Raw genomic sequence first — 24,107 nt, 5'->3', positions numbered from 1 at the left:
CGTTTTCTTTTGCTGGCCTAGGGCGCAGAGAAGCGCCGCCCTTTCGTCGCCATGTCCGGCTTGCTAACCTCGCTGAAATTCCGACGGAGATTTGCCATGGCCCGCCTTTTATTGCTTATTCCCTTCCTGCTTTCCGCCTGCGTCGAGGGCGCGTCGCAGCCTGGTCAGGCGCGGATGGATCAGGCGGGCACCTGCTTTGCGGTCGTAAGCGCCGAAGAGGGCGGCACCTTTGCCCTGGCGACCGGGGTGGGCGATGGCTCGCGCACGCCGCTCGGGCAGCGCCTGACGGGTCTTTCGGCGGCGGCGGTCGATGCGGCCGTGGCCAAGGAACGCAAGATCATGGAGATCAACCCTGAGTGCCTGGCGACCTATGTCAAGGACCGCGCGCAGGCCGCTCCGTTCAAGCCGGGCATGTGATGCACACGCTTTTCCAGATCGCGACGCGCGGTCCGGGGCTTTATGAGTTCACGCGCGATGTGCGCGACTGGGTCGGCAAGGTGACCGAGGGCGAGGCGCTGCTGACGCTCTTTGTCCGGCATACCTCGGCCAGCCTGCTGATCCAGGAAAATGCCGACCCCGAAGTGCGTACCGATATGGCCGAGTTCTTCCACCGGCTGGTGCCGCCCTCGGATCGGCCGGAGATGGCCTACCTGACCCATACCTACGAAGGTCCGGATGATATGCCGGCGCATATCAAGGCCGCGCTGCTTCCGGTCAGCTTGCAGATTCCGGTGATTTCCGGGCACATGGCGCTTGGAACCTGGCAGGGAATATACCTTTTCGAACATCGCCGCGCTCCGCACCGGCGCGAGGTCGTGGCGCTCTTGCGCTGAGTCCGGCGCGCCACACCTTGCCCACCGCATTTGGTGGCCCGCGATTTTGGCTACCCAAACTCTCGGTGCGCTCCTATAGTCCTGTGGATAAGAGGGGCATCAGACCCCAAGATAAGGCGGAAACAGAACGGAGGGGGAAGCGATGCGCTGCCCGTTTTGCGGTAATGTCGACACCCAGGTGAAGGATAGCCGCCCGGCAGAGGATCACGTCGCAATTCGGCGGCGACGGTTCTGCCCGGCTTGCGGCGGGCGCTTCACCACCTATGAGCGGGTGCAGCTGCGTGACCTTGTGGTGATCAAGACCTCCGGCAAGCGCGAGGATTTCGATCGCGACAAGCTCGAACGCTCGATCCGGATTTCGATGCAGAAACGCCCTATCGAACCCGAACGCATCGACCAGATGATCTCGGGGATCGTGCGGCGGCTTGAGAGCCTTGGCGAGACCGACATCCCCTCCAAGGTGATCGGTGAGATCGTGATGGAAACGCTGGCCCGGATCGATACCGTCGCCTATGTGCGGTTTGCCAGCGTTTACAAGAACTTCCAGGCCGCCGATGATTTCGACAAGTTCGTCTCTGAGCTTCGCCCGGGCTCGGGGGAGGCCGAGTGAACGAGGCTGACGCGCGGTTCATGCGCCTCGCGCTGTCCTTGGCGGCACGGGGTCTGGGGAATGTCTGGCCAAACCCGGCTGTGGGCTGCGTGATCGTCAATCAGGGGCGGATCGTCGGGCGCGGTTGGACCCAGCCGGGCGGGCGCCCCCATGCCGAGCGGCGCGCGCTGGATCAGGCAGGCGCGGCTGCGCGCGGCGCAACCGCTTATGTCACACTCGAACCCTGCGCCCATCACGGCAAAACGCCGCCCTGCGCCGAAGGGCTGGTCGCGGCGGGTGTTGCGCGTGTGGTCAGTGCGATGACGGACCCAGATCCTCGTGTCGCGGGCCGGGGCCATGCGATGCTGCGCGCGGCCGGGGTCTTGGTTGACGAAGGGGTTCTGGAGGCCGAGGCGCGCGCTCTTCAGGCGGGGTTCCTGAGCCGGATCGAGCGCGGTCGGCCTTGGGTGGCACTTAAACTCGCCTCCAGTTTTGACGGGCGCATCGCGCTTGCGAATGGTGAAAGCCAATGGATCACGGGCCCCGAGGCGCGCGCGCGCGTCCATGCGCTGCGGGCGAAGTTCGATGCGGTTCTGGTGGGCGGCGGCACGGCACGGGCGGATGATCCCCTTCTGACGGTGCGCGGCTTTCGGCCCCTGCGCCAACCTGTGCGAGTGGTCGCTTCCGCCCGGCTCGATCTGCCGCGCGGGCGGCTGGCCGGATCGCTGGATCAGGCGCCGCTCTGGCTGGCGCATGGTGCAGAGGCGCCGCAAGAGGCGCGGCGGTTTTGGCAGGATCTGGGCGCGGAGCTGATCGAACTGCCCTGCGATGCCGGGGGGCTTCAGGCGGCCCCGCTACTTCAGGCGCTTGGCGCGCGCGGGCTGACCCGTGTCTTTTGCGAGGGCGGCGGCCAGTTTGCCGCATCGCTTATGCGCGCCGGGATGGTTGATGAGCTGATCGGTTTTACCGCCGGTGTAGGCCTTGGCGCCGATGCGCGGCCTGCCTTGGGGGCTTTGGTACTGGATCGCCTGACCAATGCGCCGCGCTTCGATCTGGTCGAGGTGACGCGGGTCGGCTGCGACGTGATGCACCGCTGGCGGCGCTAGCGGCGCCAGAGATACGCATAGCTGGCCAGAAGGCCTTGCGCTTTTGCCAGTATGCGATTGCCTAGGCCGTGTCGTGGCAGAGCGCCAGCCTCAAGCCGATCGACGATCACCTCGGGCGGGCAGGGCTGGCCCGAAATCGGATCGCGGTAGCGCGGGTAGGCGATTAGCGCGGCGTGGGCGAGTTGCAGAAGGTCGGGGCGGGCCTTTCGCCGCGCGGGAACCTCCCCCAGATCGCGCGTCAGGCCCCACCCGGCATAGAAGGGCGCGCCCGTGCAGGTCACGGGGATGCCACGCAACAGGGCCTCGAAACCGAGAAGCGAGGTCATCGTCCAGACCTCATCGACGGCATCCAACAACATTCCGGTATCGCAATTGTGCAAGATGCGATCCGCGAACTGTAGGGCGGCGTTCTCCGGAACGGCGCCAGGGCGCAGGCCGGCCTCGACATCTGGGTGAGGTTTGAAAAGGATAATCTTTCCCGGGTTTTTGGCCCGGCAGAGTTCCAGAAGCGCAAGATTAGTGCAAATCGTGCCCGCGCCAAGGCGGATCGAAGCATCATCCTCGACCTGTCCGACAACCAGAATGCGGGACCCCGGAGGAAGGTCAGCGACCGGTTCGCCGATGTTGTATTTCGACAAGTTCGCGCGACGAATGCGGGCGATCAGCCGCTCGGTCCGCAAACGCCCTCCGGGCGGAGATTCGGAGGCGATCAGGGCCTCCAGATCCGAGGGGCGCGTCGGGTCGTAATAGATGCCTTGTCGATCTGTCACCAGCGACAAGGGCGGCACCAGCGCCGCGCCAAGCCCGCGCGAACGCAGGAACCCGTCCTCGACCCGAAGGGCGGGGGTGGAAAGATCTGCGGGTTCCTTGCTTGCCCAGATCAAGAGGTTCCGGCCCGAGGCTTCCACGTGGGCCGCCGCCTTTTGTGGATCGGTGACGAAGCGCAAAGCCTGCTCGCTGCCAAAGAAGTCTTGCAGGTGGCGGCGCTTCCAAAGGCGCATTCCGCTGGCCACATGGCCCAAGCGGTCCTCGCGATAGGCGCGGACCTCGGCCTCAAGCTGATCGAGCGCCTCTTCGAAACTGCACAGGCGTTTGCGGCAAGGGTCATACCAGGTTGGCGCAAGGATGTGGCTGGCGGCGAACAGTTGCGCGCGCGTCAGGCTGCGGCTGCGGCGCGGAACGGGGTTTTCGTCCTGCGTGAGGCCCCAGCCGGAGTAGAACGGCTGTCCGAAGATGCGCGGGCGGTGCCCGGCCAGGATCGCCTCGAACCCCATCTGCGATGAGACGGTATAGACCGCGATGGCCCCGTCGAGCAGCTTCCAAGGCGAGATCGGCGCATCCAGAAGCTGGGTGCGGGCATCGCAATTCGCTTGGGAATAATGACCGGGGCGGTGCCCGGAGAGCGTCTCGGGGTGGCGCTTGATATAGATGCGCGCGCCGGGGTTCTCGATCTGCGCCACGGCGAGCATCTCGCGGAAGGTTGCGGCATTCGCGCCGCCATAGCGGATCGAGGCATCGTCGGCGGTCTGGTCGATCACCAGCACATAGCCTGGAGCCGGGGCGGGCAGGTCCACGTCGAAATCGTTGTATTTCGACAGTTCGGACTGTTTCAGGCGCGCCATGCCGTCGCGCCCGCGTTGCAGGATTGCGCCATCGTCCAACGGGTCGCGCGCGAGGATACGCTCGAGCATCGAGGGGTGGCTGCTGTCGAAATGCACCCCATCGGTGTCGATCAGCAGGCCAAGCGGCCCGCCGCCGCCCGCGCGTCCGGGCCGGACCGAGCGCAGGAAGGCGTCCTCGAGCCGCACGATGCCGACACCATGGCGCGCGGCCACGGCCTCGCCCCGCGCGGCGTAGGGCGAATGCCCCCAGACCACGACGCGATCCGCAGGGCCGGGGCGGCCAAGGCGCAACTCCCACCCGGCGGCGCGCAGGATATCTCGCAGTCGGGGTTGGAGCGCGAAGCCGGCGTTGTAAAAGTAAAGCTGCCGGGACAGTGCTCCGGCGGCCTCGTTTGGGGCCTGCCCCGCCATCAGTTCGCGAGAGAACTGAGAGAATTGGCCGTGCTGACCGAGCCGGTCAGGGCCGACAGCGTCTTTTGCCACTGCACATAGGGGGCCTCGGTCACATAGACCGTGTCGCCGTCGCGGATGTCGAATTCACGGGCGAGGAAGATCCCCTCGGGTGCAGTCAGGTCGAGCACGTAGATCATACGCTGATCGCCGACCAGATCGGCGCGGCCAAGGATCTGCCCGGCAACCGGGGCGCTTTCATCGCGGAAGACGAAGATGCCGGTGGGATCGGCAAGGCCCGATTGCAGGCCGCCGACCGAGGCGACCGCGTCGAGCGCCGACATCTCGGGCACCTGGAAGGGCACGCGCGCCTGCTGGCCAAGCGCCCCGAGCGAGATGAACGCGCGCCGGTCTTCCTCGATCAGGATCACGTCGCCGGGCCGCAGCGCGATATCAAGCTGCGGGTTGGCGTAAAGGTCGCGCAGCCAGATCGAGCCCGTATCCTTGCCGCGCTTGACGGTGATCTTGGTAACCTCGGGCTTGGCCGAAACGCCGCCCGCCTTCGCAAGCATCGTGGCCAGCGTGCGGGTAGGCCGCTCAAGCGGGTAGACGCCCTGACCGCCGATCGCGCCCATGATCGAGACCGTGGCGCCGTCGCCCGCGACGCGGGTGACCGAAACCTGCGGGTCGGGGGTCTGGGTCGCCAGCTTCTCGGTGATAATGCGGCGCAGCTCGTCGGGCGAGTTTCCTGCGGCCTGAATGCGCCCGGCATAGGGCACGAAGATCTGCCCGGTGCCATCGACTTGCAGGCCCGCAAGCTCGGTCGCGCTCAGCCCTTTTTGTGCCAGCAGCCCGTCATCGACATTCTCCCAGATCGCGAGGTTGAGCGTATCGCCCGGGCTGATCGTGTCCGACCCCATCAGCCCCGCATTGCGGAAGGCCGCGGAAAAGCCGGTTTGCGATGCGACCGTGGTGGCGCGCACGACGCTTTCGCTCATCGGGACAACGAAGGCGTTGCTTTCCGCAAGCGCAGAGGCCGAGAGGATCTCGTCCTTCTTCGGGCCCGAGCGGGGCAGGCTGCATGCCGCGGTGGTCAGGAGGGCAACCGAAAGGGTGGCCGTAAGGGCCTTGCGGCTGAAAGACAGAGGCACTGCTCGGGCTCCTTTGCGAGGGGCTTTTCTCAAATTGAGGTCAACCTAGCGGGTGGGGGATGCAAAAACCAGCACCTTCATTTTACAACCCGCAATTGTTGTCTTGGCGCCGCAATCCCGTTGCTGAGCGAGTCATAGGGATCTTGCGGGGCAAGGATCATATCCACCACCTGGCGCAACAGAACGCGACGCCCGCGCGCCGAGTAGAAGCCGCCGGGCACCTGACTCGTTTCAAGCAGGTAGTGGCGGTAATCGCGATAGGCGCGGCTGTCCGGGCGGGCTGGGGCGGCGAAGAACTCGGGCAGGGGTTGGGTCGAGACGAACTCTTGCTTGTCGAACACCGCGCGGCCAAAGGCGCGGACCGGCAACCCGCGCCAGAGCGCCTGCTGCGCGGCAGTCGAGTTCACCGTAACCGCTGAGCGCGCCTGCGACAGCAGCCGCGCAAGCTTGCCGCCGCGCACGAAGTGGATGCGCCCGACAAGGCCGTGCTTGGCCGCGGCCATTCGGATCGCCTCAGCCACCGGCGCGCGCCCGTCTTCCAGCGGGTGGGCCTTGAAGACAAGGTGATGATGCGGCGGGGCGCCCTCGGCAAAGCCCCTGACGACCAACTCGATGAACTCGGTCTGCGAGGCGAAGGGCGAATGCGCGCGGAAGCTGGCGTCGTGTTCCAGTTGCAGCAGCACGAGGTGGTAGGGAAAACCGCCCCAACGGATGCGCGCCGTGGCGATCCAACGCTCGATCCGGTGCAGCGGCAACAGAAGAAGGCGCCGCAGGTAGAGGTGGAACTCCTGCCGGACGGTGATCGCGCGGTGCGGACGGAAGTTGCGGTAACGCCCGTTCAGCGCCATGACAAAGAAATGATAAAGCGCGCCATAAAAGATGTGCTGGCGCATGTCGCCCCAATGCGCGGGGGCGTCGGGCCAGTCGATCTGGCTTTGTGCAAGGGCCGTGCGCATCTCGGCTACGCCCATCTGCATCAGGCGCGAATGCCCGTTCGAGCCGCCGCGTTCATAAGTGACCCAGTAGGGGCGCAGGTAGCCCTCTTCGAAGACATGCACGGTGATGCCCGCTGCGCGGGCGGCGGCGATGGCCTGCGCGTGAATCGGCCGCGTGTCGCCGTAAAGCACCAGATCGGTGATGCGTTTCTCGGCCAGCAGGTCGCGGATTCGGGCGGGCCAGTCCTCGGGCCCGCCCTGAAAGCGGATCAGCGTCGCCGGGTCGCGCCAGAAGGCCTCGTCCCCCTGATTGAAGCCGACGCGCCAGACCGAGGCGCCCGCGCTGCGCAGCATCCGCCCCAATTGCCAGAAGAACGGGCCATGCGGCCCTTGCAGCAGCAGGAAATGGCGGGTGTTGTAACGGTTCATCGGTCTCTCAGGGTTCGTAGGCTTCTGTGGTGGAATTCGCCCCGCCTGTCACGGATTTTCGCCCGCGCGCCTGTCTTGCCGGTTCATCCGCGCAGCATATGTGCAATGCGGCGCGTGTGACGGCGCGGTGCGGGTCTTGCGTGGGGGGGCGGCGCGGGCTAGGCAGGGGCAAAGCAAGGGGAGTGAGCCATGTTCACCGGGATCATTACCGATTTGGGCGAGGTTCGGGCGCTCGAACAGGCGGGCGACCTGCGCGTGCGGATCGGCTGCCACTATGACATGGGTGGCGTTGATATCGGCGCGTCCATCGCCTGCAACGGCGTGTGCCTGACCGTGATCGAGAAGGGCGCCGACTGGTTCGACGTGCAGATCTCGGCCGAGAGCGTGTCGAAGACCAATATCGGCGACTGGCGCGTGGGCGGAGTGCTCAACCTCGAGCGCGCGCTGAAAGTGGGCGACGAGCTTGGTGGCCATATCGTCTCGGGCCATGTCGATGGCGTGGCGCAGATCGTGGCGATGCACGATGAGGGCGACTCGACTCGCTTCACCTTCCGCGCCCCCGAGGCACTGGCCAAGTTCATTGCGCCCAAAGGATCGGTGGCGCTGAACGGCACGTCGCTGACGGTCAACGAGGTGTCGGGCTGCGACTTCGGCGTGAACATCATTCCGCATACCAAGGCGGTGACGACCTGGGGGCAGGCGCAGACCGGCGACCGGATCAATCTCGAAATCGACACGCTGGCGCGCTATGTCGCCCGGCTGCAGGAGTGGAACGCATGACCCAACCGGTGAACAAGTCCGGCAACCATGAAACGCCCGGCCCGGTCGAGCAGAGCTATTCGAGCATGATCTCATCGGTCGAGGAGATCATCGAGGACGCCCGCAACGGCAAGATGTTTATCCTGGTCGATCACGAGGACCGCGAGAACGAGGGCGATCTGGTGATCCCCGCGCAGATGGCGACGCCCAACGCGATCAACTTCATGGCGATGCACGGGCGCGGGCTGATTTGCCTCGCCATGCCCGGCTCGCGGATTGACGCGCTTGGCCTGTCGCTGATGTCGTCGTCGAACTCGAGCCGCCACGAAACCGCCTTCACCGTCTCGATCGAGGCGCGCGAGGGGGTCTCGACCGGCATCTCGGCGCATGACCGCGCACGCACGATTGCCGTGGCCATCGACGCCAGCAAGGGCCAGGCCGACATTGCGACCCCGGGCCACGTCTTCCCGCTGCGCGCCCGCGAGGGCGGCGTGCTGGTGCGCGCCGGCCATACCGAGGCCGCGGTCGATATTTCTCGTCTCGCCGGGCTGAACCCCGCCGGCGTGATCTGCGAGATCATGAACGAGGACGGCTCGATGGCGCGCCTGCCCGACCTGATCGGGTTTGCGCAGAAACATGGCCTGAAGATCGGCACGATCTCGGACCTGATCGCTTACCGCCGCCGTTACGACAATCTGGTGCGCGAAACCTCGCAAAGCCCGGTGCATTCGCTTTACGGCGGTGACTGGTCGATGCGCATCTTCAGCGACGAGACCGAGGGCGCCGAGCATATCGTGCTTACCAAGGGCGACATCTCGACCGCCGAGCCGGTTCTTGTGCGGATGCATGCGCTTGACCCGATGGTCGATGTGCTGGGCCTCAACCCCGCCAAGCAGGGCGAGATGGGCCGCGCGATGCAGGCCATCGCGGACGAGGGGCGCGGCGTTGTCGTGCTGCTGCGCGAGACCTCGATGAAGATGTCGCGTCCGGGCGAGGCCTCGCCGCAGACGCTACGCCAATACGGACTTGGTGCACAGATCCTGTCGGCACTTGGGCTGTCGAAACTGGTCCTGCTGACGAATTCGGGCCTGCCGAAGGTGGTCGGGCTTGAGGGCTACGGGCTCGAAATCGCGGGCACGCGCGGATACTGAGGAGACGATCATGGCCGGACACGAGTTGCACTACACCCCGCCGATGCCTAGCTTTGACAAGCCGGTGCGTTTGCTGATCGTCGTGGCGCCTTACTACAAGGATATTGCCGACAACCTGATCTCCGGAGCAAAAGCCGTTGCCGCTGAAGCCGGCGCTAGCGTCGATCTGATCGAGGTGCCCGGCGCGCTCGAGGTGCCCACCGCTATCGGGATGGCCTCGCGCATGGCCGACTATGACGGCTACGTCGCGCTTGGCTGCGTGATCCGGGGCGAGACCACGCATTACGACACCGTCTGCAATGACAGCTCGCGCGGGTTGACCCTGCTGGGCCTGCAGGGCGTGTGCATCGGCAATGGCATCCTGACGGTCGAGAACCGCAAGCAGGCCGAGGTCCGCGCCGATCCGGCCGACCAGAACAAGGGCGGCGGCGCTGCCGCTGCGGCCTTGCATCTTGTCGCGCTATCGCGCAAATGGGCGGGCCGGACGAAAGGGATCGGATTCCGCCCGCAGGGTGAGTCGTTCCGCATCGCCGGCGAGACCGAAGGACCGAGCCAAGCATGACCGACGACACCGCCCCCGAAACGCCGAAGAAGCGCACGCTTGAAGAAAAGCGCCAGATGAAATCCGCCGCCCGACTTTATGCGGTGCAGGCGCTGTTTCAGATGGAAGCCTCGGGGCAGGGGGTGGACCGCGTCGTGCGCGAATTCGAGTCCTTCCGGTTCGGCACCGCGCTGGAAGACGGCGGCGATGAGCTGGCCGAGGGCGACAGCAAGCTTTTCCGCCGCCTGATGGACGACGCGGTCGTCTGGCAGGCCAAGATCGACCAGGCGACGGATCGTGCGCTGGTGGCGAAATGGCCGATCGACCGGATCGACCCGGTTCTGCGCGCGCTGTTTCGTGCGGCGGGCGCCGAGCTTCTGAACCCCGGCACCCCGCCCAAGGTGGTCATCACCGAGTTCGTGGATGTCGCGCGGGCCTTCTTCCCCGACGGGAAAGAGCCGAAATTCGTCAATGCCGTGCTTGACCACATGGCCCACGAGTTCCGCCCCGAGGCGTTCTGAGCCTCTAACTCTGCCAAACCGTTGGGCAAGTGGCGGTATTTTCACGCCGAATTCCGCCGCGACGCCGCCCTGCGGCGAGATAGCCCGTTTGATTCTGCGAATCCTGCGCTACATTGGAGGCAATGGAAGGGGAGTCGCCATGCCTGAACTCGTTCGGCTTTACATTCGCAACGTCATCGCCGGTCTCGGCCTTTCGGTGGCCTTCGTCGGACTTCTGCTGTGGTTCAACGTCGCGAACCTGTGGCACCTGATCTCCAGCTCGGACATCGGCTATATCGCGGTGGCGCTTCTGGTGGTGTTCAACACGGTCGTCTTCTCGGGCGTGCAATTCGCGATCAGCATCATGCGCATGGCGCATGACGACGATACCCCCGGCGGCGGCAAGCGCGATGCGATCCCTGCGGTCGATGCCTCGGCGCAGATGGTGCCCGTGCGGGTCGAGGCCCCGGTGCAGCGCCGCAAGATGCCGCGCTGATTCAGCCGACAAGATGCAAGGCCCTCCGGTTTCGGGGGGCTTTTTCTTTGCGCTGAGGGAAGGTGGCGGAAACCGCAGCGACCGTGGGGGCGTGAATTTCCCGAGAGCCTGAATAAATCAGGTGGGAGCCAGATACCGAGACCACGATCCCGGCAGAGCCAGCCCCCTCGGAAATGCTTATCGGCCACTGGAAAAGGGCCCCGTTCACGAGAAGAGCAGTAACCGCCGCTCCCACAGATAGGCGCGCGCTGGCCGCTCGACAAGGGCCATCATGCGCTTGCCTTGCCGCGCCGGGTCGTGCACCGTCGCCCTGACCCGGAGGCGCCATGACCCCACCAGATCGGATTCCCCCGCGCAAGCATGGGCTTGCCCATCTCTTTGCCGCTGCGCGCTACTCGGCCAGCGGTCTGCGGCGGCTGTCGCGCGAGTCTGCCTTCCGGCATGAGGTGCTGGCCTTCGTCGCGCTGCTCGCGGCCTATCTGGCGCTTGGGGCCGGGGCGGCGGTGATCCTGGGCTTCGTTATCCTGTTTTGCCTGCTGGTCGCGGTCGAGGCGCTGAATACCGCGATCGAGGCGCTGGTAGACCGCGTCTCGCCCGAATGGTCCGAGGCGGCGCGGGACGCCAAGGATCTCGGCTCGCTTGCGGTGATGTGCCTGCTGGTGGCGCATGGTGCGTTGCTGGCCTGGGTGCTCTTGCAGGCATTCGTCGGCACATAGCCCGCGCTGGACTTGTGTTCACGCTTCGTTCATATTTTACCTATGAACACCGAGACTGCCCTTACCCCCGGTCAGATTCTGGCGCGCGGCACCAGCCGGTGCCTACTTGATCTGGGATTCGCCTGCGTGTCCGAGATGCCCCTGCGCCCGCGCCTGCGCGCCGATGTGATGGCGCTTGGCCGCAAGGGCGAGGTCTGGATCATCGAGTGCAAGTCCAGTCGCGCGGATTTCATGTCCGATCGCAAGTGGGAGGGCTATCTCGACTGGTGCGACCGCTATTTCTGGGCGGTGGACCGGGACTTTCCGATGGATCTGCTGCCTGACGAAACGGGGCTGTTCATCGCCGACGGATACGGCGCCGAAATGTTGCGCGAGGCGCCGAACCGGGCTTTGGCGCCCGCGCGGCGCAAATCTCTGATGCTTGATTTCGCGCGCGTCGCGGCGCAGCGCCTGCACGCGCGGACTGATCCGGGCATGCCGCGCGCCGGGCTGATCTAGCCCTTAACGCTTGCCCTTCTTGGGCTTGCCACCCGAGGTGTTCGCGCCGCCTGAAAGGATCTCGCGCGCGGCCTCGGCGGCTGCCAGAAGCTCTTCGGCGATTTCCTCGGCCTCTTCGGGGTCGAAATCCAGCGGCAGGTCGATTCCCTCGCCCTCGACATAGATCCGCACCATCCCGATCGAGGTCGGCCCGATCTGAAGATTCGCCGCGACGTCGCTTTCGCTGTCGATACCCATGCTGGCCTCCGTTTTCTCTGAATAGCTTCGGTAGCGTTGAAGGGGCCGCGGCGCAACGGAAATCGCCGGAAGCATTGGGGCGGAAAATGCGCGCGCTTTGGTCCACAGGCTCTTGCAATCCCCGGTCACTGAGGCTAAATCCGCCCGCAGTGCAGCCTTAGCTCAGTTGGTTAGAGCACCAGATTGTGGATCTGGGGGTCCCCCGTTCGAGCCGGGGAGGCTGTACCATCTCTCCCCATAGCTCCCGATTGTCATGGCCCATCAGGCCTTGCGCGCGTTCCGCCGCCAATCAGATGGGGTTTGCCCGAACATCGCCCGAAACAGCCGCGAGAATTGCGCCTGGTCCGAGAAGCCGAAGCGATAGGCGATCTCGGCCATCGGCACGTGCAGTGACGAGCCGATCATGTCGCGCGCGGCGATCAGGCGCTCATCCCGGATGAACTGCGAGACGGTCTTGTTGGTGTCGCTGAACAGCTCGTGCAGGTAGCGCTTCGAGATGCCGCAGGCATCGGCCACCAGATCGGGGGCGAGGTTCGGATTGGAGAGGTTCTGGCGGATGATCTGTTCCGCGCGGCGCAGGTGCCCCGCGCGGACAGCGGTGCGCACGCCCTCGTCGCGGTCAATCTGATCGTCAAGCGCGAGTGCCAGCACCTCGATCAACTGACGGCCAAGGATATCTGCGGCCCGCGCCTCGGTCGCCGGCAGGGCCTGCAACTGCGCCATCATCTGCGTGAAAAGCGCAGGCAGCCCCTCGCTGGCGTCAAAGACCCGCGCGCAAAGCCTGTCCGGGTCGCGCAGCTTCTCAGAAAGCGCGCGCTTGGAGATCTTGAGCACGCCAAGCTCATTCGGCGCGCCGTAAGAAAATCGGTAGGGCTCATCCCCGCGTTCCAGGATGAACCCGCCCGGATCGCAGCGCACCTCGCGGCCAAGCTGGCGAAACTCGACCGGGCTGAGGCGCGGCACGGTGATCAGATATTCCTCGTCATCGGCGTAAGAGATGTGAGTGGGGCGGCGCTCATATTGCAGCGGCTCGGTTACCAGACGCGATAGCGACACGTGGCCCATCTGCCGCTTTTCCAGCAGACCGCTGAAGGAACCCGCATCGCGAAAGGTCAGGTGCAGGGGAAAATAGGTCTCCGCGATCACGCGATTCCAATGCGCGGATCGGTGGGCCGGTTCTATCTGTGCCGTGCTATGTGCCGTCAGTTCCATGCGCCTTCTCCCTCAGCGCCTGTAGAATCGCTAGCCGTGGGCACCCAGCATATCAAGAAAATTGCGTGACGGATTTGTCCCTGTGCGCGGATTGCCAAGGTTTCATGCGCGCAGGGATAAATGCGCCCGCTGGACTGCACGGAATTGCAAATCATCCCGCACGGCGCTGCAAGATCGCGGCACGATTTCCCCGCAAGCTGATCGTCATGTTGAGAGGCCGGAAAGCGGCCCGGTGAACAGGGAGACTAACGACAGCGCCGTTTCGGCGCCCCTGTCGTCGTGGCTGCTTCCCAAACGGGGAGAATGCAAATGCCTAAACGTAATGTGGACCCGATCACCCTGTCGGTGGTGCGGGGCGTGCTGGAAACCACGCAGCGCGAAATGACGCTGACCCTTGAGCAGACGGCGCGCTCGTCGGTGTTCAACCTGGCGCATGACTATTCGACGGCGCTGTTCAACCACACGCCCGAGATGATCCTGCAGGGGCAGGACATCCCGATTCACCTCGGCTCGCTGATTCCGGCGATGAAATCGGTGGCCGGGTTCTTCGATGGCGACATCAATGAGGGCGACCTGATCCTGCATAACGATCCGGCCTATGGCGGCAGCCATATCATCGACACCTGCATGTATATGCCCGTCTTCTACGAGGGCGAGTTGGTGTTCTGGACCGTCTGCAAGGGCCACCTGACCGATATCGGCGGCCCGGTGCCCGCCGGCTACAACCCCAATGCGACCGAGATTTTTGCCGAGGGTCTGCGCATTCCCCCGGTGAAGCTGTGGGACAAGGGCAAGCCGCGCCATGACGTGATGAACCTTCTGCTGACCAACATGCGCGCCCGCCGCGATCAGGAAGGCGATTTCAACGCGCTGATCGGCGCCTGTCAGGTGGGGGCGCGCAACCTCAAGGGGCTGATGGACAAATACGGCAAGGATGTCGTGCAGGATTGCATCGCCGAGCTGCTCGACATGGCCGAGGCGCATATGCGCAAGCTGATCTCGGAAGTGCCCGACGGCACCTATACCGGCACCGCGATCCTCGAAGACGCGGGCCACGGTTTTGGCGATTTCGAGATCAAGGCGACCGTCACCATCACCGGCGACAGCTGCCATATCGAGATCGTGAGCCCGCCGCAGATCCCCTATTTCATCAACAGCTATGAGGGCAACAGCCACTCGGGCGTCTATCTCGGGCTGATGATGTTCGCTCAGTTGCCGCCACCCTATAACGAGGGGCTGTACCGCTGCGTCAGCACCGACATGGGGCCGAAGGGCACGCTGTGCAACGCCAAGTCGCCGGCGCCGCACATGAACTGCACCACTACGCCGATGGAGACCCTGACCGATGCGGTGCGCCTTGCCTTCGAACAGGCCGCGCCCGCCAAGGTCTCGGCCAGCTGGGGCCATGCCAACGGCTGCAACATCGCGGGCTGGGACAACCGGCACGACGAGGAATACGTGACCATGGTGCTGGCCTCGATCATCTCGGGCGCCGGGGCTACGGCCAGCCAGGACGGCTGGCACGCCTGCGGACCCGAGTGCTGCTTCGGCGCGCTGACCTCGGGCGATATCGAGATGCTCGAACACAGCTACCCGATCATCATCCATCGCTACTCGCTGATGGAAGACTCGGGCGGGGCGGGCAAGAACCGTGGCGGCTCGGGCACCTGCTGGGAGGTCGAGCCCCTGGACAGTCCGATGACGCTGATCACCTTTGGCGAGGGCCGCCGCATTCCCGCGATGGGCGCGGCCGGGGCGAAATCAGCGATGGTGCAGCCCAAGGTCGGGCGGCTTGAGGTGACCCGAAACGGCGAGACGCAGATCATCACCGAGAACGTCATCGAGACGATCCAGCCCGGCGAGCGCGCGGCCAACAAGAACCCCGGCGGCGGCGGCTATGGCAACCCCTTCGAGCGTGACATCCAGAAGGTGGTCGAGGATGTGCGCAACGGTCTCGTCAGCCTCGAAGGCGCCCGGCAGGACTATGGCGTCGTCATCACCGACCGCGACACGCTGAGCGTCGATACCGAGGCTACGGCCAAGCTGCGCGCCGCCTGATCCGTTCATCTGACTGAAATCACCGGACTTTCCGGGGGGTGCGACGCTCCCCGAATGACCCCGGCCATCCGAAAGGAGCAACCCATGCAGAACCAGTATCGTCTTGGCATCGACGCCGGCGGCACCTTCACCGACTTCATCCTGGCCGATCGCAAGGGCGGGGTGCGCATCTTCAAGGTGCTCTCGACCCCGACCGACCCGACCATGGCCATCCGCAATGGCCTGAAGCTGATCGAGGAAGAAACAGGCCTGTCGCCCGAGACCATCGTGTCGAACTCGGACCTGTGCATCAACGGCACGACCGTGGGCCTGAACGCGCTGATCACCCATAACGGCGCCAAGACCGGCCTGATCGCCACGAAGGGCCATGAGGACAGCATCGAGATCCGTCTGGGCCACAAGGAAGACGGCTACCGCTACGATCCGGAATATCCGCCCGCGACCATGCTCGTGCCACGCTACCTGCGCCGCGGCGTGTCCGAGCGCGTGCTCTCGAACGGCACAGTCCACACTGCCCTGAACGAGGAGGAGGTGCGCGAGGCCTGCCGCCATTTCCTGCGCGAGGGCGTCGAGTCGGTCTCGATCTCCTTCGTCTGGTCCGTCCTGCACCCCGAGCATGAGCTGCGCGCCGGCGAGATCGTGCGCGAGATGATGCCCCATGTGCGCCTGACCATCGGTAGCCAGCTGTATCCGCAGGTGCGCGAATATACCCGCACCTCGACCGCCATCGTGAACGCCTATCTCGCGCCGATCCTGCAACGCTATGTCGAAGCGGTGGACGCCTATTTCCAGTCGCTCGGGGCGCGGCACCCGGTGCGCTACTTCCAGTCGAACGGCGGCCTTGCGCTTGGCAAGGTGGTCACCGACCAGTCGGTCTACGCGATCAACTCGGGCCCGGCCTCGGCGCCGCAGGCTGCGCTCTGGCTGGGCGAGCCCTGGGCGATGAAGGACATCATCACCGTGGACATGGGCGGCACCTCGTTCGACATCACGCTGACGCGTGACGGGCGCGCGAATGTGTCGAAGAACATCGACTTCCTGCGCTACCGCATCGGCATTCCGATGATCCAGGTTGAAACGCTTGGCGCGGGCGGTGGCTCGATCGGCTGGATCGACAGCATGGGCCTGATGCAGATGGGGCCGCAGTCGGCGGGCTCCGAGCCCGGCCCGGCCAGCTACGACCAGGGCGGCGAGCGGCCCACGACCACCGACGCGAACCTGATCCTTGGCTATCTCAATCCCGATGGTCTCGTCGGCGGGCGCCTGCCTCTGAACGTCGAGAAGGCCCGCAAGGCGATCAAGACGCATCTGGCCGATCCGCTTGGCATCAGCGTCGAGAAAGCGGCCTTTGGCATGTTCACCATCGTCAACAACAACATGGTCAACGCCATCCGCCGCGTCTCGGTCGAGCGTGGCTACGACCCGCGCGACTTCGTCCTGAACTGCGCGGGCGGGGCCACGGCGGCGCATATCACCGCGCTGGCGCGCGAGATGGGCATCCGCAAGGTGTTGATTTCCAAGCTTGCCTCGGGACTTTGCGCCTTTGGCCAGATCATCTCGGACGTGAAATACAACTACATGGCCCCCGCGCCGGTGCGTCTTGAGGGCGCCGAGGCGGCGGCGCGTCTGGACGGGCTGTTCAACCAGCTGGAATCGCGCGGCACCGAGGATCTGAAGTCCGACGGCTTCACCGATGACAACATCTCGGTGCGTCGCAGCCTTGATATGCGCTACGTCGGGCAGGTCCATGAATGCACCGTCGATGTCGAGCCCTTCGAGGTCACCGAAGCGGCGCTGGCGCGCCTCAAAGCCGCGTTCCACGCCCGTCACGAAGAGCTGTACACCTATTCCGAGCCGCAAAGCGCGGTCGAGGTGGTGAACGTCGAAAGCGCGATCACCGGCGCCGTGGATAAGCCCGGCCGGATGGAGATTGCACCGGGCAAGGGCGCGCATGCCGCCCTCAAGGGCACGCGCGAGATGATCTTCAACGCCGACGGTATCGCGCATGAGACGCCGGTCTATGACGGTGCGCTCTTGGGCGCGGGTGATCGCATCACCGGCCCCGCCGTCATTCAGGAGGTCACGACCACCATCGTGATCGAGCCGGGGTGGTTGGCGGAACTTGATGCCTCGGGCGTCTATCTGCTCTCGCAGCACGAGGCCCACGCCGCGCGCGTTCTGGCAGATGCCGTGACCGAGGACGCGTAAGATGTCGCTTGCGCTGGAAAACGTGGGGGTCGCCTTTGGCGGCTTCCAGGCCCTCGCCGGGGTGACCTTGGCGGTCGAGCCGGGGCAGGTGATGGGGCTGATCGGCCCCAATGGGGCGGGCAAGACGACCTGCGTCAACACGCTCACCGGCTTTCAGCGCCCGACCACCGGGCGGGTGCGGCTTGAGGGGCGGGATGTCTCGGCGCTGGCCGCCCACGGGTTCCGGCGCGAGGGCGTCGCGCGCACCTTTCAGGCGGGGCGTTTGTTTGGCGGGCTCGACGTGCTCGACAATCTCGCCTGCACAGGCGTGGGCCTGGGTCAGCGCCGGGCCGCGGCCGAGCACGAGGCCTCGGACATCCTTGGCTGGATGGGGATTTCCGATCTGGAAAGCCGCCCCGCCGCGGGCCTGCCTTATACCGACGAGCGCCGCGTGGCGATCGCGCGGGCACTGATGGGGGCGCCGCGCTACCTGCTGCTCGACGAACCCGCCGCGGGCATGTCCGAGAAGGAGGCCGCCGATCTGGCCGATCTGATCCGCCGCATCGCCTCGGAGCGCGGCATCGGCTGCCTGCTGATCGAGCATAACGTGGGCCTTGTCCTTTCGGTTTGTGCCCATGTCGTCGTGCTCGACGGCGGGCGCGTCATCGAGGCGGGCGACCGCGCTGCGATCTTGGCCTCGGACGCCGTGCGCGAGGCCTACTTCGGCGCCAATGTGGAGGTCGCGTGATGGCCAAGATCGGCGTTTTCGACCTTTCGGTGCGCTACGGCAAGCTGACTGCGCTGTCGGACCTGTCCTTCACCATGCCCGAGGGCGAGCGGCTGTTCATCTCGGGGCCCAACGGGGCGGGTAAATCCTCGCTTCTGGGGGCGATCTCGGGGGCGGTGCGCGCCGCGCATGGCCGCATCGAGATGGATGGAGAGATCCTGTCGGGCCTCGGCCCCGAGCAGATCGCGCGGCGCGGGCTGTCGATGGTGCCCGAGGGGAGGCGCATCTTCGCAAGCCTGAGCGTGCGCGAGAACCTTATGGTGGGCACCGGTCTGCGGCGCGATGAAAGTGCCGTGGCCGACGATCTGGAGGCCGTGTTCACAGCCTTCCCGATCCTGCGCGAACGCGCGAACGCCCCCGCCGGCGCGCTCTCCGGCGGCCAGCAGCAGATGCTGGCGATCAGCCGGGCGCTGATGACCAACCCCAAGGTGATGATGGTGGACGAGCCCTCGCTAGGCCTCGCGCCCAAGGTGGTGGACGAGGTCTATGACCGACTGTGCGAGCTGCAAAAGCTGCGCGGCCTGACGCTTGTGATCGTCGAGCAATCCTCGGCCCGTGCGGCGCGCGTGGGTGGGCGGATGCTGCTGATGCGCGGCGGGCGCATCGTCGCCGACGGAGACGCCGCGGAATTCGCCGCAGGCGATCTGTTGACCGAGGCCTATTTCGGAGATCCGGCATGAGTATCCAGCTGCTGTTCGACGCCCTTGCCCTGGGCGGCATCTACGCCATCGCGGCGCTTGGCATCGCGCTGATTTTCGGGGTCATGAAGCTGGTGAACTTTGCCCATGGCCAGTTCATCGCCTGCGCGGTCTTCGCGCTGATCATCCCCTCGACCGATGCGGTTGCGGTGATGGGGCTGGGGCGGTTGCCCGCGCTGATCCTGATCCCGGCCGTTCTGGCGGTGGGCGCCTTGCTGGCGCTGGCGGCCGAGGCGCTGGTCTTCCGGCCGCTGCGCAATGCCTCGCCCGTGGCGCTGATGGTGGGCAGCTTCGCGCTTGGCGTGGCGCTGCAAAACCTTCTGCTGGTGCTTTATGGCGGGCGCCCCAAGGCCGTCAGCCTTTGGGCGGATCTGGGTGCGCCGATCGCGCTTGGCCCGGCGCAGGTGCCGCTTTTGCAACTGATCGTCATCGTGGCGGTGGGGGCGATCCTGCTGGCGCTGGCGCTGATGCTCAAGCACACGCGGATCGGCCTCGAGATGCGCGCCGCGGCCGAGGACTTCGGTATGGCGCGGTTGCTTGGGGTGCGCGCAAACCGCGTGATTTCGGGCGCCTTCGCGCTGTCCGGGGCGCTCGCGGCGGTGGTTGCGCTGGTTCTGGTTGCGCAGACGGGGGTCGCCGATGTGCGCATGGGCGGGCAGATCATGCTGGTGGCCTTCATCGCGACCGTGGTCGGCGGCATGGGCAGCCTGGCCGGTGCAGTGGCGGCGGGCCTCGCGCTTGGCGCGGCCTCGGCGCTATTGCAGGCGGGCCTGCCGCCCGAGGCGCGCCCGTTCCGCGATGCCTTCCTCTACGCGCTTGTCATCTTCGTTCTTCTGTTCCGTCCGCAGGGTCTTTTTGCCTCTGCGGGTGCCAAGCCGAGGGTCTGAACCATGATCACCCAACACCAGATCCGCCGCCGCATGGCCGCGACCACGCCGCTTCTGCTCTCGCTGCTGATCCTTGCCTTCGTGGTTGCTGCCGTGACTCTGGGCGACCGCGCGACCGCGCGCATGGCCTCGGAAACGCTGATCCGCGTCACGCTTGTCGTGGGCTTCTGGATCTTTGCCGGAAACTCGGGCGTCATCAGTTTCGGCCACGCGGCCTTTGCCTGCGTGGGGGCCTATGTCTCGGCCTGGACCACGCTCAACCCGATGATGAAGGGCACGTTGCTGCCCGGCCTGCCCGCCGCGCTGGCCGAGCTGCACTGGCCTGTTCTGCCCGCGGCTATCACGGGAGGGCTTGTCGCCGCGGCATTGGCGTTGGTCTCGGGGGCGGCGATCCTGCGGCTGTCGGGGATCGCGGCCTCGATCGCCTCATTCGCCTTTCTTGCGATGATCAACACGATCTGGGCGAACTGGACGCCGGTCACCGGCGGCACCTCTTCGGTCGTGGGGCTTGCGCGCTATATCACCCCTTGGGTAGCACTTGGATGGGCGGTGTCGGCCATCGTAATCGCCAGCGTCTACGCCGCCTCGGCCTCGGGCCTTGCCCTGCGCGCCACGCGCGAAGATGAGGTCGCCGCCGCGGCCTCCGGCATCGACCAATACCGGCACCGGCTGCTGGCCTATACCGTCTCGGCCTTTTTCTGCGGGGTTGGCGGGGCGCTGATGGGGCATTTCATCGGCGTGATCAACCCGGACGGGTTCTACCTCGACCTGACCTTCCTCATGCTGGCCATGCTGGTCGTGGGGGGGATCGGCTCGCTCTCGGGTGCTGTCGTGGGTGTGCTGGCCGTCTCGCTCGCGGTCGAGGCGCTGGTGCGCCTGGAAAAGGGCATCACCCTGGGCGCCACCACCTTCGCGCTGCCTCCGGGCAGCCAGGAAATCCTCATCGCCATTGCGATGATCCTTGTTCTGGTCTTTCGCCCCACCGGCCTGATGGCCGGGCGCGAGATCATGCTGCCCGCCCGTTGGGTCGTCGGACGCGGCACATCCCAAGACAGACCCGAAACCGACAGGAGATAACCATGAAACTTGCCTGCTCCATGCTGGCCGTGCTGGCGCTTGCCGTGCCGGTTCAGGCCGACGATATCACCGTGGGCTTCGCCATCGCCAAATCCGGCTGGATGGAAGCCTATGACACCCCCGCCGCCACCGCTGCGAAGATCCGCATCGACGAGATCAACGCCGCGGGCGGCCTGCTTGGCAACCAGATCGCCGTGGTCGATGCCGACACCCGCACCGACCGCGCCGAAAGCGCCAAGGCCGGGCTCGATGTGCTCGATCAGGGCGCGCAGATGATGGTCGTGTCCTGCGACTATGACTTCGGCGCCCCCGCCGCGCTGGTGGCCGAGGGCGAGGGGATGAACAGCTTCTTCCTTTGCGCCGAGGATGTGAAGGCGGGTATTCAGGGCGTTGGCCCGAACAGCTTCTCGGCCTCGGTGCTGGCGCCGGTTCAGGGCGCGACCATGGCCGAATGGGCCCATGCCAAGCGCGATGCGCGCGCCGCCTTCGTACTTGAGGATACGTTCATCGAATACAACAAGGGCATCTGCACCGGGTTCGAGTGGATGTTCCCCCAGCTTGACGGGGCCGAGATCGTCGGTCGCGATACGTTCAAGAACGACGATGCCTCGATCGCCAGCCAGATCACGCGGATCAAGTCGCTTGAGAAGGCGCCCGACGTGATCATGCTGTGCTCGGTCATGCCGGGGGCGGCGGCGGCCGTGCGCCAGATCCGCGCGGCGGGGATCGATGCGCTGATCCTGAACGGTTCGGCGGTCGACGGGTCTTACTGGCTTGATGCGGTGCCGGATCTGTCGGGCTTCGTGCTGCCGGTTCAGGGCTCGATCTACGGCGACGATCCGCGCCCCGAGGTCGAGGCCTTCAACAAGGCCTATGAGGCCAAGACCGGTGCGCGCCCGACCAGCCAATATGCCTATCCGGGCTATGTGCTGATCGACCTCTGGGCCAAGGCGGTTGAGCGTGCAGGCACCGTGGATGGCGCCTCCGTCACCGCCGAGTTGGAGAAGATGCAGGCCGAACCCACGGCCTTTGGCCCGCGCAGCTTCAGTGCGGACCTGCACCATCAGAACACCGCGCTGATGCAGGTCATCGAGATCACTGACGGCAAGCCCGCGCGGGTGGACGAATGGCAGATCTCACAGCCGGTGCCGTTGGATGTGCTGATGGGTAAGTGATGCCCGGCGCGCCCTTACCGGGCGCGCCTTCCCCTTTACTCCCCAAACTGGCCCCGTTCTGTACCCGCGCAGGATGCGGGCCACTTTTTTGGAGGCGAGGTCGCCCGTCTGGGCCATGTGGAGTGCGCAACGAAAAAGGCCGCGCCCGGGGGCGCGGCCTTTTCAATTCGCTGATACGCGATCACTTCGGCAGGATGCGCACACCGCCCTTGGCGGCCGACGAGGCCAGCAGTGCATAGGCCTTGAGCGCGGTCGAAACGGCGCGCGGGCGCGGTGCGGCCGGGGCCCAGGGCAGGGGGCCTTTGGCGGCGCGGCGCGCCTCCAGCACGTCCTCGGCCACGGCCAGTTGGATCGTGCGGTTCGGGATGTCGATCTCGATCAGGTCGCCGGTTTCCACCAGGCCGATCAGCCCGCCTTCCTCCGCCTCGGGCGAGACGTGGCCGATCGAGAGACCCGAAGTGCCGCCCGAGAAGCGACCATCCGTCAGCAGCGCGCACTTGGCGCCGAGGCCCTTCGATTTCAGATACGAGGTCGGGTAGAGCATCTCTTGCATGCCCGGACCGCCACGCGGGCCTTCATAGCGGATCACCACGACCTCGCCAGCGACGACCTTGCCGGTCAGGATACCCGAGACCGCGTCGTCTTGCGATTCGAAGACCTTGGCCGGGCCCGAGAACTTGAGGATCGACTCATCCACGCCCGCGGTTTTCACGATGCAACCATCGAGCGCGATATTGCCAGACAGCACCGCAAGCCCGCCGTCCTTCGAGAACGCGTGCTCGACCGAGCGGATCACGCCCTTGGCGCGGTCGCGGTCCAGCTCCTTGTAGCGGTTCTGGGTCGAGAAGGCCTGCGTGGTGCGCACGCCACCCGGTGCCGCGCGGTAGAATTCCTCGACCTTGGGGTCGTTGGCGGTCATCACGTCCCATTTGGCGATGGCCTCGGCCAGCGTCTCGGAATGGACGGTGCGCACGTCGCCATGCAGCAGGCCGCCGCGGTTCAGCTCGCCCAGAATGGCCATGATGCCGCCCGCGCGGTGGACGTCTTCCATATGCACGTCCTGCTTGGCGGGCGCGACCTTCGAGAGGCACGGCACCTTGCGCGACAGGCGGTCCATGTCGGCCATGGTGAAGTCGACCTCGCCCTCGTAGGCGATGGCCAGCAGGTGCAGCACGGTGTTGGTCGAGCCGCCCATGGCGATATCAAGGCTCATGGCGTTCTCGAAGGCCTCAAAGGTCGCGATGTCGCGCGGCAACAGGCCCTTCTCTTCGCCCTCGTAGTGGCGCTTGGTGATCTCGACGATCTTGCGGCCGGCTTCAAGGAACAGCTCTTTGCGGTCGGCATGGGTGGCCAGCATCGAGCCGTTGCCCGGCAGCGCAAGGCCAAGCGCCTCGGCCAGACAGTTCATCGAGTTCGCGGTGAACATCCCCGAGCACGAGCCGCAGGTCGGGCAGGCCGACTTCTCGATCGCAAGGACTTCCTCGTCCGTGTATTTGTCATCGGCGGCGGCGACCATCGCATCGACCAAATCGAGGTCATGGCCGACGATCTCGGCGCCTTCTTTGCCCGCTTCCATCGGGCCGCCCGACACGAAGATCACCGGGATGTTGAGGCGCATGGCGGCCATCATCATGCCGGGGGTGATCTTGTCGCAGTTCGAGATGCAGACCATCGCATCGGCGCAGTGGCCGTTGACCATATACTCGACGCTATCGGCGATCACCTCGCGCGACGGCAGCGAATAGAGCATCCCGTCATGGCCCATCGCGATACCGTCGTCGATGGCGATGGTGTTGAATTCCTTGGCGACGCCGCCCGCAGCCTCGATCTCGCGCGCGACCATCTGGCCCAGATCCTTGAGGTGGACGTGCCCCGGCACGAATTGCGTGAACGAGTTGACGACCGCGATGATCGGCTTGCCGAAGTCGCTGTCGGTCATGCCGGTGGCGCGCCAGAGGCCACGGGCGCCCGCCATGTTGCGGCCATGGGTGGATTTGCGGGAACGATAATAGGGCATCTGGCTCCTCCGGAATCTTGGGCGCCCTTCGGGCGACGTTGCGCCCTCATAGCGCA

At 65.7% G+C, this 24,107-nt stretch carries 24 protein-coding genes and 1 tRNA gene; 19 read left to right on the top strand and 6 right to left on the bottom strand.

The window, feature by feature from the left end; translation table 11 throughout:
- The first annotated feature begins 96 nt into the window (after positions 1-96).
- From LZA78_RS04625 to ribD, 4 genes are all read left to right on the top strand, one after another.
- Positions 97-417 carry a hypothetical protein gene (locus LZA78_RS04625; RefSeq protein WP_233675764.1) on the top strand — a complete coding sequence of 107 codons (321 nt, stop codon included), beginning with the start codon at positions 97-99 and terminating at the stop codon, positions 415-417.
- Positions 417-833 carry a secondary thiamine-phosphate synthase enzyme YjbQ gene (locus LZA78_RS04620; RefSeq protein WP_233675763.1) on the top strand — a complete coding sequence of 139 codons (417 nt, stop codon included), beginning with the start codon at positions 417-419 and terminating at the stop codon, positions 831-833. Before LZA78_RS04625 ends, LZA78_RS04620 begins: the two co-directional genes overlap by 1 nt.
- 142 nt (positions 834-975) lie before the next feature.
- Complete coding sequence (nrdR, locus tag LZA78_RS04615; protein ID WP_233675762.1) at positions 976-1,443, top strand: transcriptional regulator NrdR; 468 nt, start codon at positions 976-978, stop codon at positions 1,441-1,443.
- Positions 1,440-2,528, top strand: coding sequence for a bifunctional diaminohydroxyphosphoribosylaminopyrimidine deaminase/5-amino-6-(5-phosphoribosylamino)uracil reductase RibD (gene ribD / locus LZA78_RS04610; RefSeq protein WP_368861011.1), 1,089 nt, complete (start codon positions 1,440-1,442; stop codon positions 2,526-2,528). The genes nrdR and ribD overlap by 4 nt, the downstream gene beginning before the upstream one ends.
- Here ribD and LZA78_RS04605 read toward each other — a convergent pair.
- The 3 genes from LZA78_RS04605 to LZA78_RS04595 all read right to left on the bottom strand — a co-directional run bounded on the left by LZA78_RS04605 (position 2,525) and on the right by LZA78_RS04595 (position 7,055).
- On the bottom strand, positions 2,525-4,561 hold the full coding sequence (locus tag LZA78_RS04605) for a capsule polysaccharide biogenesis protein (protein WP_233675761.1): 2,037 nt from the start codon (positions 4,559-4,561) through the stop codon (positions 2,525-2,527). The two genes, ribD and LZA78_RS04605, sit on opposite strands and share 4 nt — an antisense overlap.
- Positions 4,561-5,691 carry a polysaccharide biosynthesis/export family protein gene (locus LZA78_RS04600; RefSeq protein WP_438811053.1) on the bottom strand — a complete coding sequence of 377 codons (1,131 nt, stop codon included), beginning with the start codon at positions 5,689-5,691 and terminating at the stop codon, positions 4,561-4,563. Before LZA78_RS04600 ends, LZA78_RS04605 begins: the two co-directional genes overlap by 1 nt.
- 77 nt (positions 5,692-5,768) lie before the next feature.
- Positions 5,769-7,055 carry a capsule polysaccharide biogenesis protein gene (locus tag LZA78_RS04595; RefSeq protein WP_233675760.1) on the bottom strand — a complete coding sequence of 429 codons (1,287 nt, stop codon included), beginning with the start codon at positions 7,053-7,055 and terminating at the stop codon, positions 5,769-5,771.
- 189 nt (positions 7,056-7,244) lie between these two features.
- Between LZA78_RS04595 and LZA78_RS04590 the strand changes: the two genes are divergently transcribed.
- The 7 genes from LZA78_RS04590 (at position 7,245) to LZA78_RS04555 (ending at position 11,716) form a co-directional block, all read left to right on the top strand.
- On the top strand, positions 7,245-7,835 hold the full coding sequence (locus LZA78_RS04590) for a riboflavin synthase (protein ID WP_233675759.1): 591 nt from the start codon (positions 7,245-7,247) through the stop codon (positions 7,833-7,835).
- On the top strand, positions 7,832-8,965 hold the full coding sequence (gene ribB, locus LZA78_RS04585) for a 3,4-dihydroxy-2-butanone-4-phosphate synthase (protein WP_233675758.1): 1,134 nt from the start codon (positions 7,832-7,834) through the stop codon (positions 8,963-8,965). The genes LZA78_RS04590 and ribB overlap by 4 nt, the downstream gene beginning before the upstream one ends.
- A 10-nt stretch (positions 8,966-8,975) precedes the next feature.
- A complete protein-coding gene (locus LZA78_RS04580; protein WP_233675757.1) occupies positions 8,976-9,527 on the top strand; it encodes a 6,7-dimethyl-8-ribityllumazine synthase in 552 nt (183 codons plus the stop codon).
- Complete coding sequence (gene nusB, locus LZA78_RS04575; protein WP_233675756.1) at positions 9,524-10,027, top strand: transcription antitermination factor NusB; 504 nt, start codon at positions 9,524-9,526, stop codon at positions 10,025-10,027. Before LZA78_RS04580 ends, nusB begins: the two co-directional genes overlap by 4 nt.
- Before the next feature lie 139 nt (positions 10,028-10,166).
- Entirely contained in the window at positions 10,167-10,502 is a 336-nt protein-coding gene (locus LZA78_RS04570; RefSeq protein WP_233675755.1) for a hypothetical protein, read from the top strand.
- A gap of 326 nt (positions 10,503-10,828) precedes the next feature.
- Entirely contained in the window at positions 10,829-11,218 is a 390-nt protein-coding gene (locus LZA78_RS04560) for a diacylglycerol kinase (protein WP_233675754.1), read from the top strand.
- 42 nt (positions 11,219-11,260) lie between these two features.
- On the top strand, positions 11,261-11,716 hold the full coding sequence (locus LZA78_RS04555; RefSeq protein ID WP_233675753.1) for an MmcB family DNA repair protein: 456 nt from the start codon (positions 11,261-11,263) through the stop codon (positions 11,714-11,716).
- 3 nt (positions 11,717-11,719) lie between these two features.
- Here the strand turns inward: LZA78_RS04555 and LZA78_RS04550 are convergent, their stop codons facing one another.
- Positions 11,720-11,953, bottom strand: coding sequence for a DUF6324 family protein (locus LZA78_RS04550; RefSeq protein WP_233675752.1), 234 nt, complete (start codon positions 11,951-11,953; stop codon positions 11,720-11,722).
- Positions 11,954-12,104: 151 nt separating this feature from the next.
- Here LZA78_RS04550 and LZA78_RS04545 point away from each other — a divergent pair.
- A tRNA-His gene (locus LZA78_RS04545) sits at positions 12,105-12,181 on the top strand.
- Between the two features lie 33 nt (positions 12,182-12,214).
- Here LZA78_RS04545 and LZA78_RS04540 read toward each other — a convergent pair.
- Positions 12,215-13,165 (bottom strand): AraC-like ligand-binding domain-containing protein, encoded by a 951-nt coding sequence (locus LZA78_RS04540; RefSeq protein WP_233675751.1) that lies wholly within the window; start codon positions 13,163-13,165, stop codon positions 12,215-12,217.
- Positions 13,166-13,474: 309 nt separating this feature from the next.
- Between LZA78_RS04540 and capB the strand changes: the two genes are divergently transcribed.
- The 7 genes from capB (at position 13,475) to LZA78_RS04505 (ending at position 22,034) form a co-directional block, all read left to right on the top strand.
- Positions 13,475-15,223 (top strand): caprolactamase subunit beta, encoded by a 1,749-nt coding sequence (gene capB / locus LZA78_RS04535; protein WP_233675750.1) that lies wholly within the window; start codon positions 13,475-13,477, stop codon positions 15,221-15,223.
- An 84-nt stretch (positions 15,224-15,307) separates the two neighbouring features.
- The gene (capA, locus tag LZA78_RS04530) at positions 15,308-17,431 is read left to right on the top strand and encodes a caprolactamase subunit alpha (protein ID WP_233675749.1); all 2,124 of its coding nucleotides are present in this window, start codon (positions 15,308-15,310) and stop codon (positions 17,429-17,431) included.
- 1 nt (position 17,432) lies between these two features.
- Entirely contained in the window at positions 17,433-18,158 is a 726-nt protein-coding gene (locus tag LZA78_RS04525) for an ABC transporter ATP-binding protein (RefSeq protein ID WP_233675748.1), read from the top strand.
- The gene (locus tag LZA78_RS04520) at positions 18,158-18,877 is read left to right on the top strand and encodes an ABC transporter ATP-binding protein (protein ID WP_233675747.1); all 720 of its coding nucleotides are present in this window, start codon (positions 18,158-18,160) and stop codon (positions 18,875-18,877) included. Before LZA78_RS04525 ends, LZA78_RS04520 begins: the two co-directional genes overlap by 1 nt.
- Entirely contained in the window at positions 18,874-19,782 is a 909-nt protein-coding gene (locus LZA78_RS04515; RefSeq protein WP_233675746.1) for a branched-chain amino acid ABC transporter permease, read from the top strand. Before LZA78_RS04520 ends, LZA78_RS04515 begins: the two co-directional genes overlap by 4 nt.
- A 3-nt stretch (positions 19,783-19,785) precedes the next feature.
- Positions 19,786-20,859, top strand: coding sequence for a branched-chain amino acid ABC transporter permease (locus tag LZA78_RS04510; protein WP_233675745.1), 1,074 nt, complete (start codon positions 19,786-19,788; stop codon positions 20,857-20,859).
- Between the two features lie 2 nt (positions 20,860-20,861).
- The gene (locus LZA78_RS04505; RefSeq protein ID WP_233675744.1) at positions 20,862-22,034 is read left to right on the top strand and encodes an ABC transporter substrate-binding protein; all 1,173 of its coding nucleotides are present in this window, start codon (positions 20,862-20,864) and stop codon (positions 22,032-22,034) included.
- A gap of 181 nt (positions 22,035-22,215) precedes the next feature.
- Here the strand turns inward: LZA78_RS04505 and ilvD are convergent, their stop codons facing one another.
- Entirely contained in the window at positions 22,216-24,051 is a 1,836-nt protein-coding gene (gene ilvD / locus LZA78_RS04500) for a dihydroxy-acid dehydratase (RefSeq protein ID WP_233675743.1), read from the bottom strand.
- Positions 24,052-24,107: the final 56 nt, after the last annotated feature.

Source organism: Rhodobacter flavimaris (genome assembly GCF_021378075.1).
Classification (GTDB): domain Bacteria; phylum Pseudomonadota; class Alphaproteobacteria; order Rhodobacterales; family Rhodobacteraceae; genus Rhodobacter; species Rhodobacter flavimaris.
The sequence above is the reverse complement of the archived record's forward strand: the minus strand, read 5'-3'. Positions and strand labels throughout refer to the sequence as shown.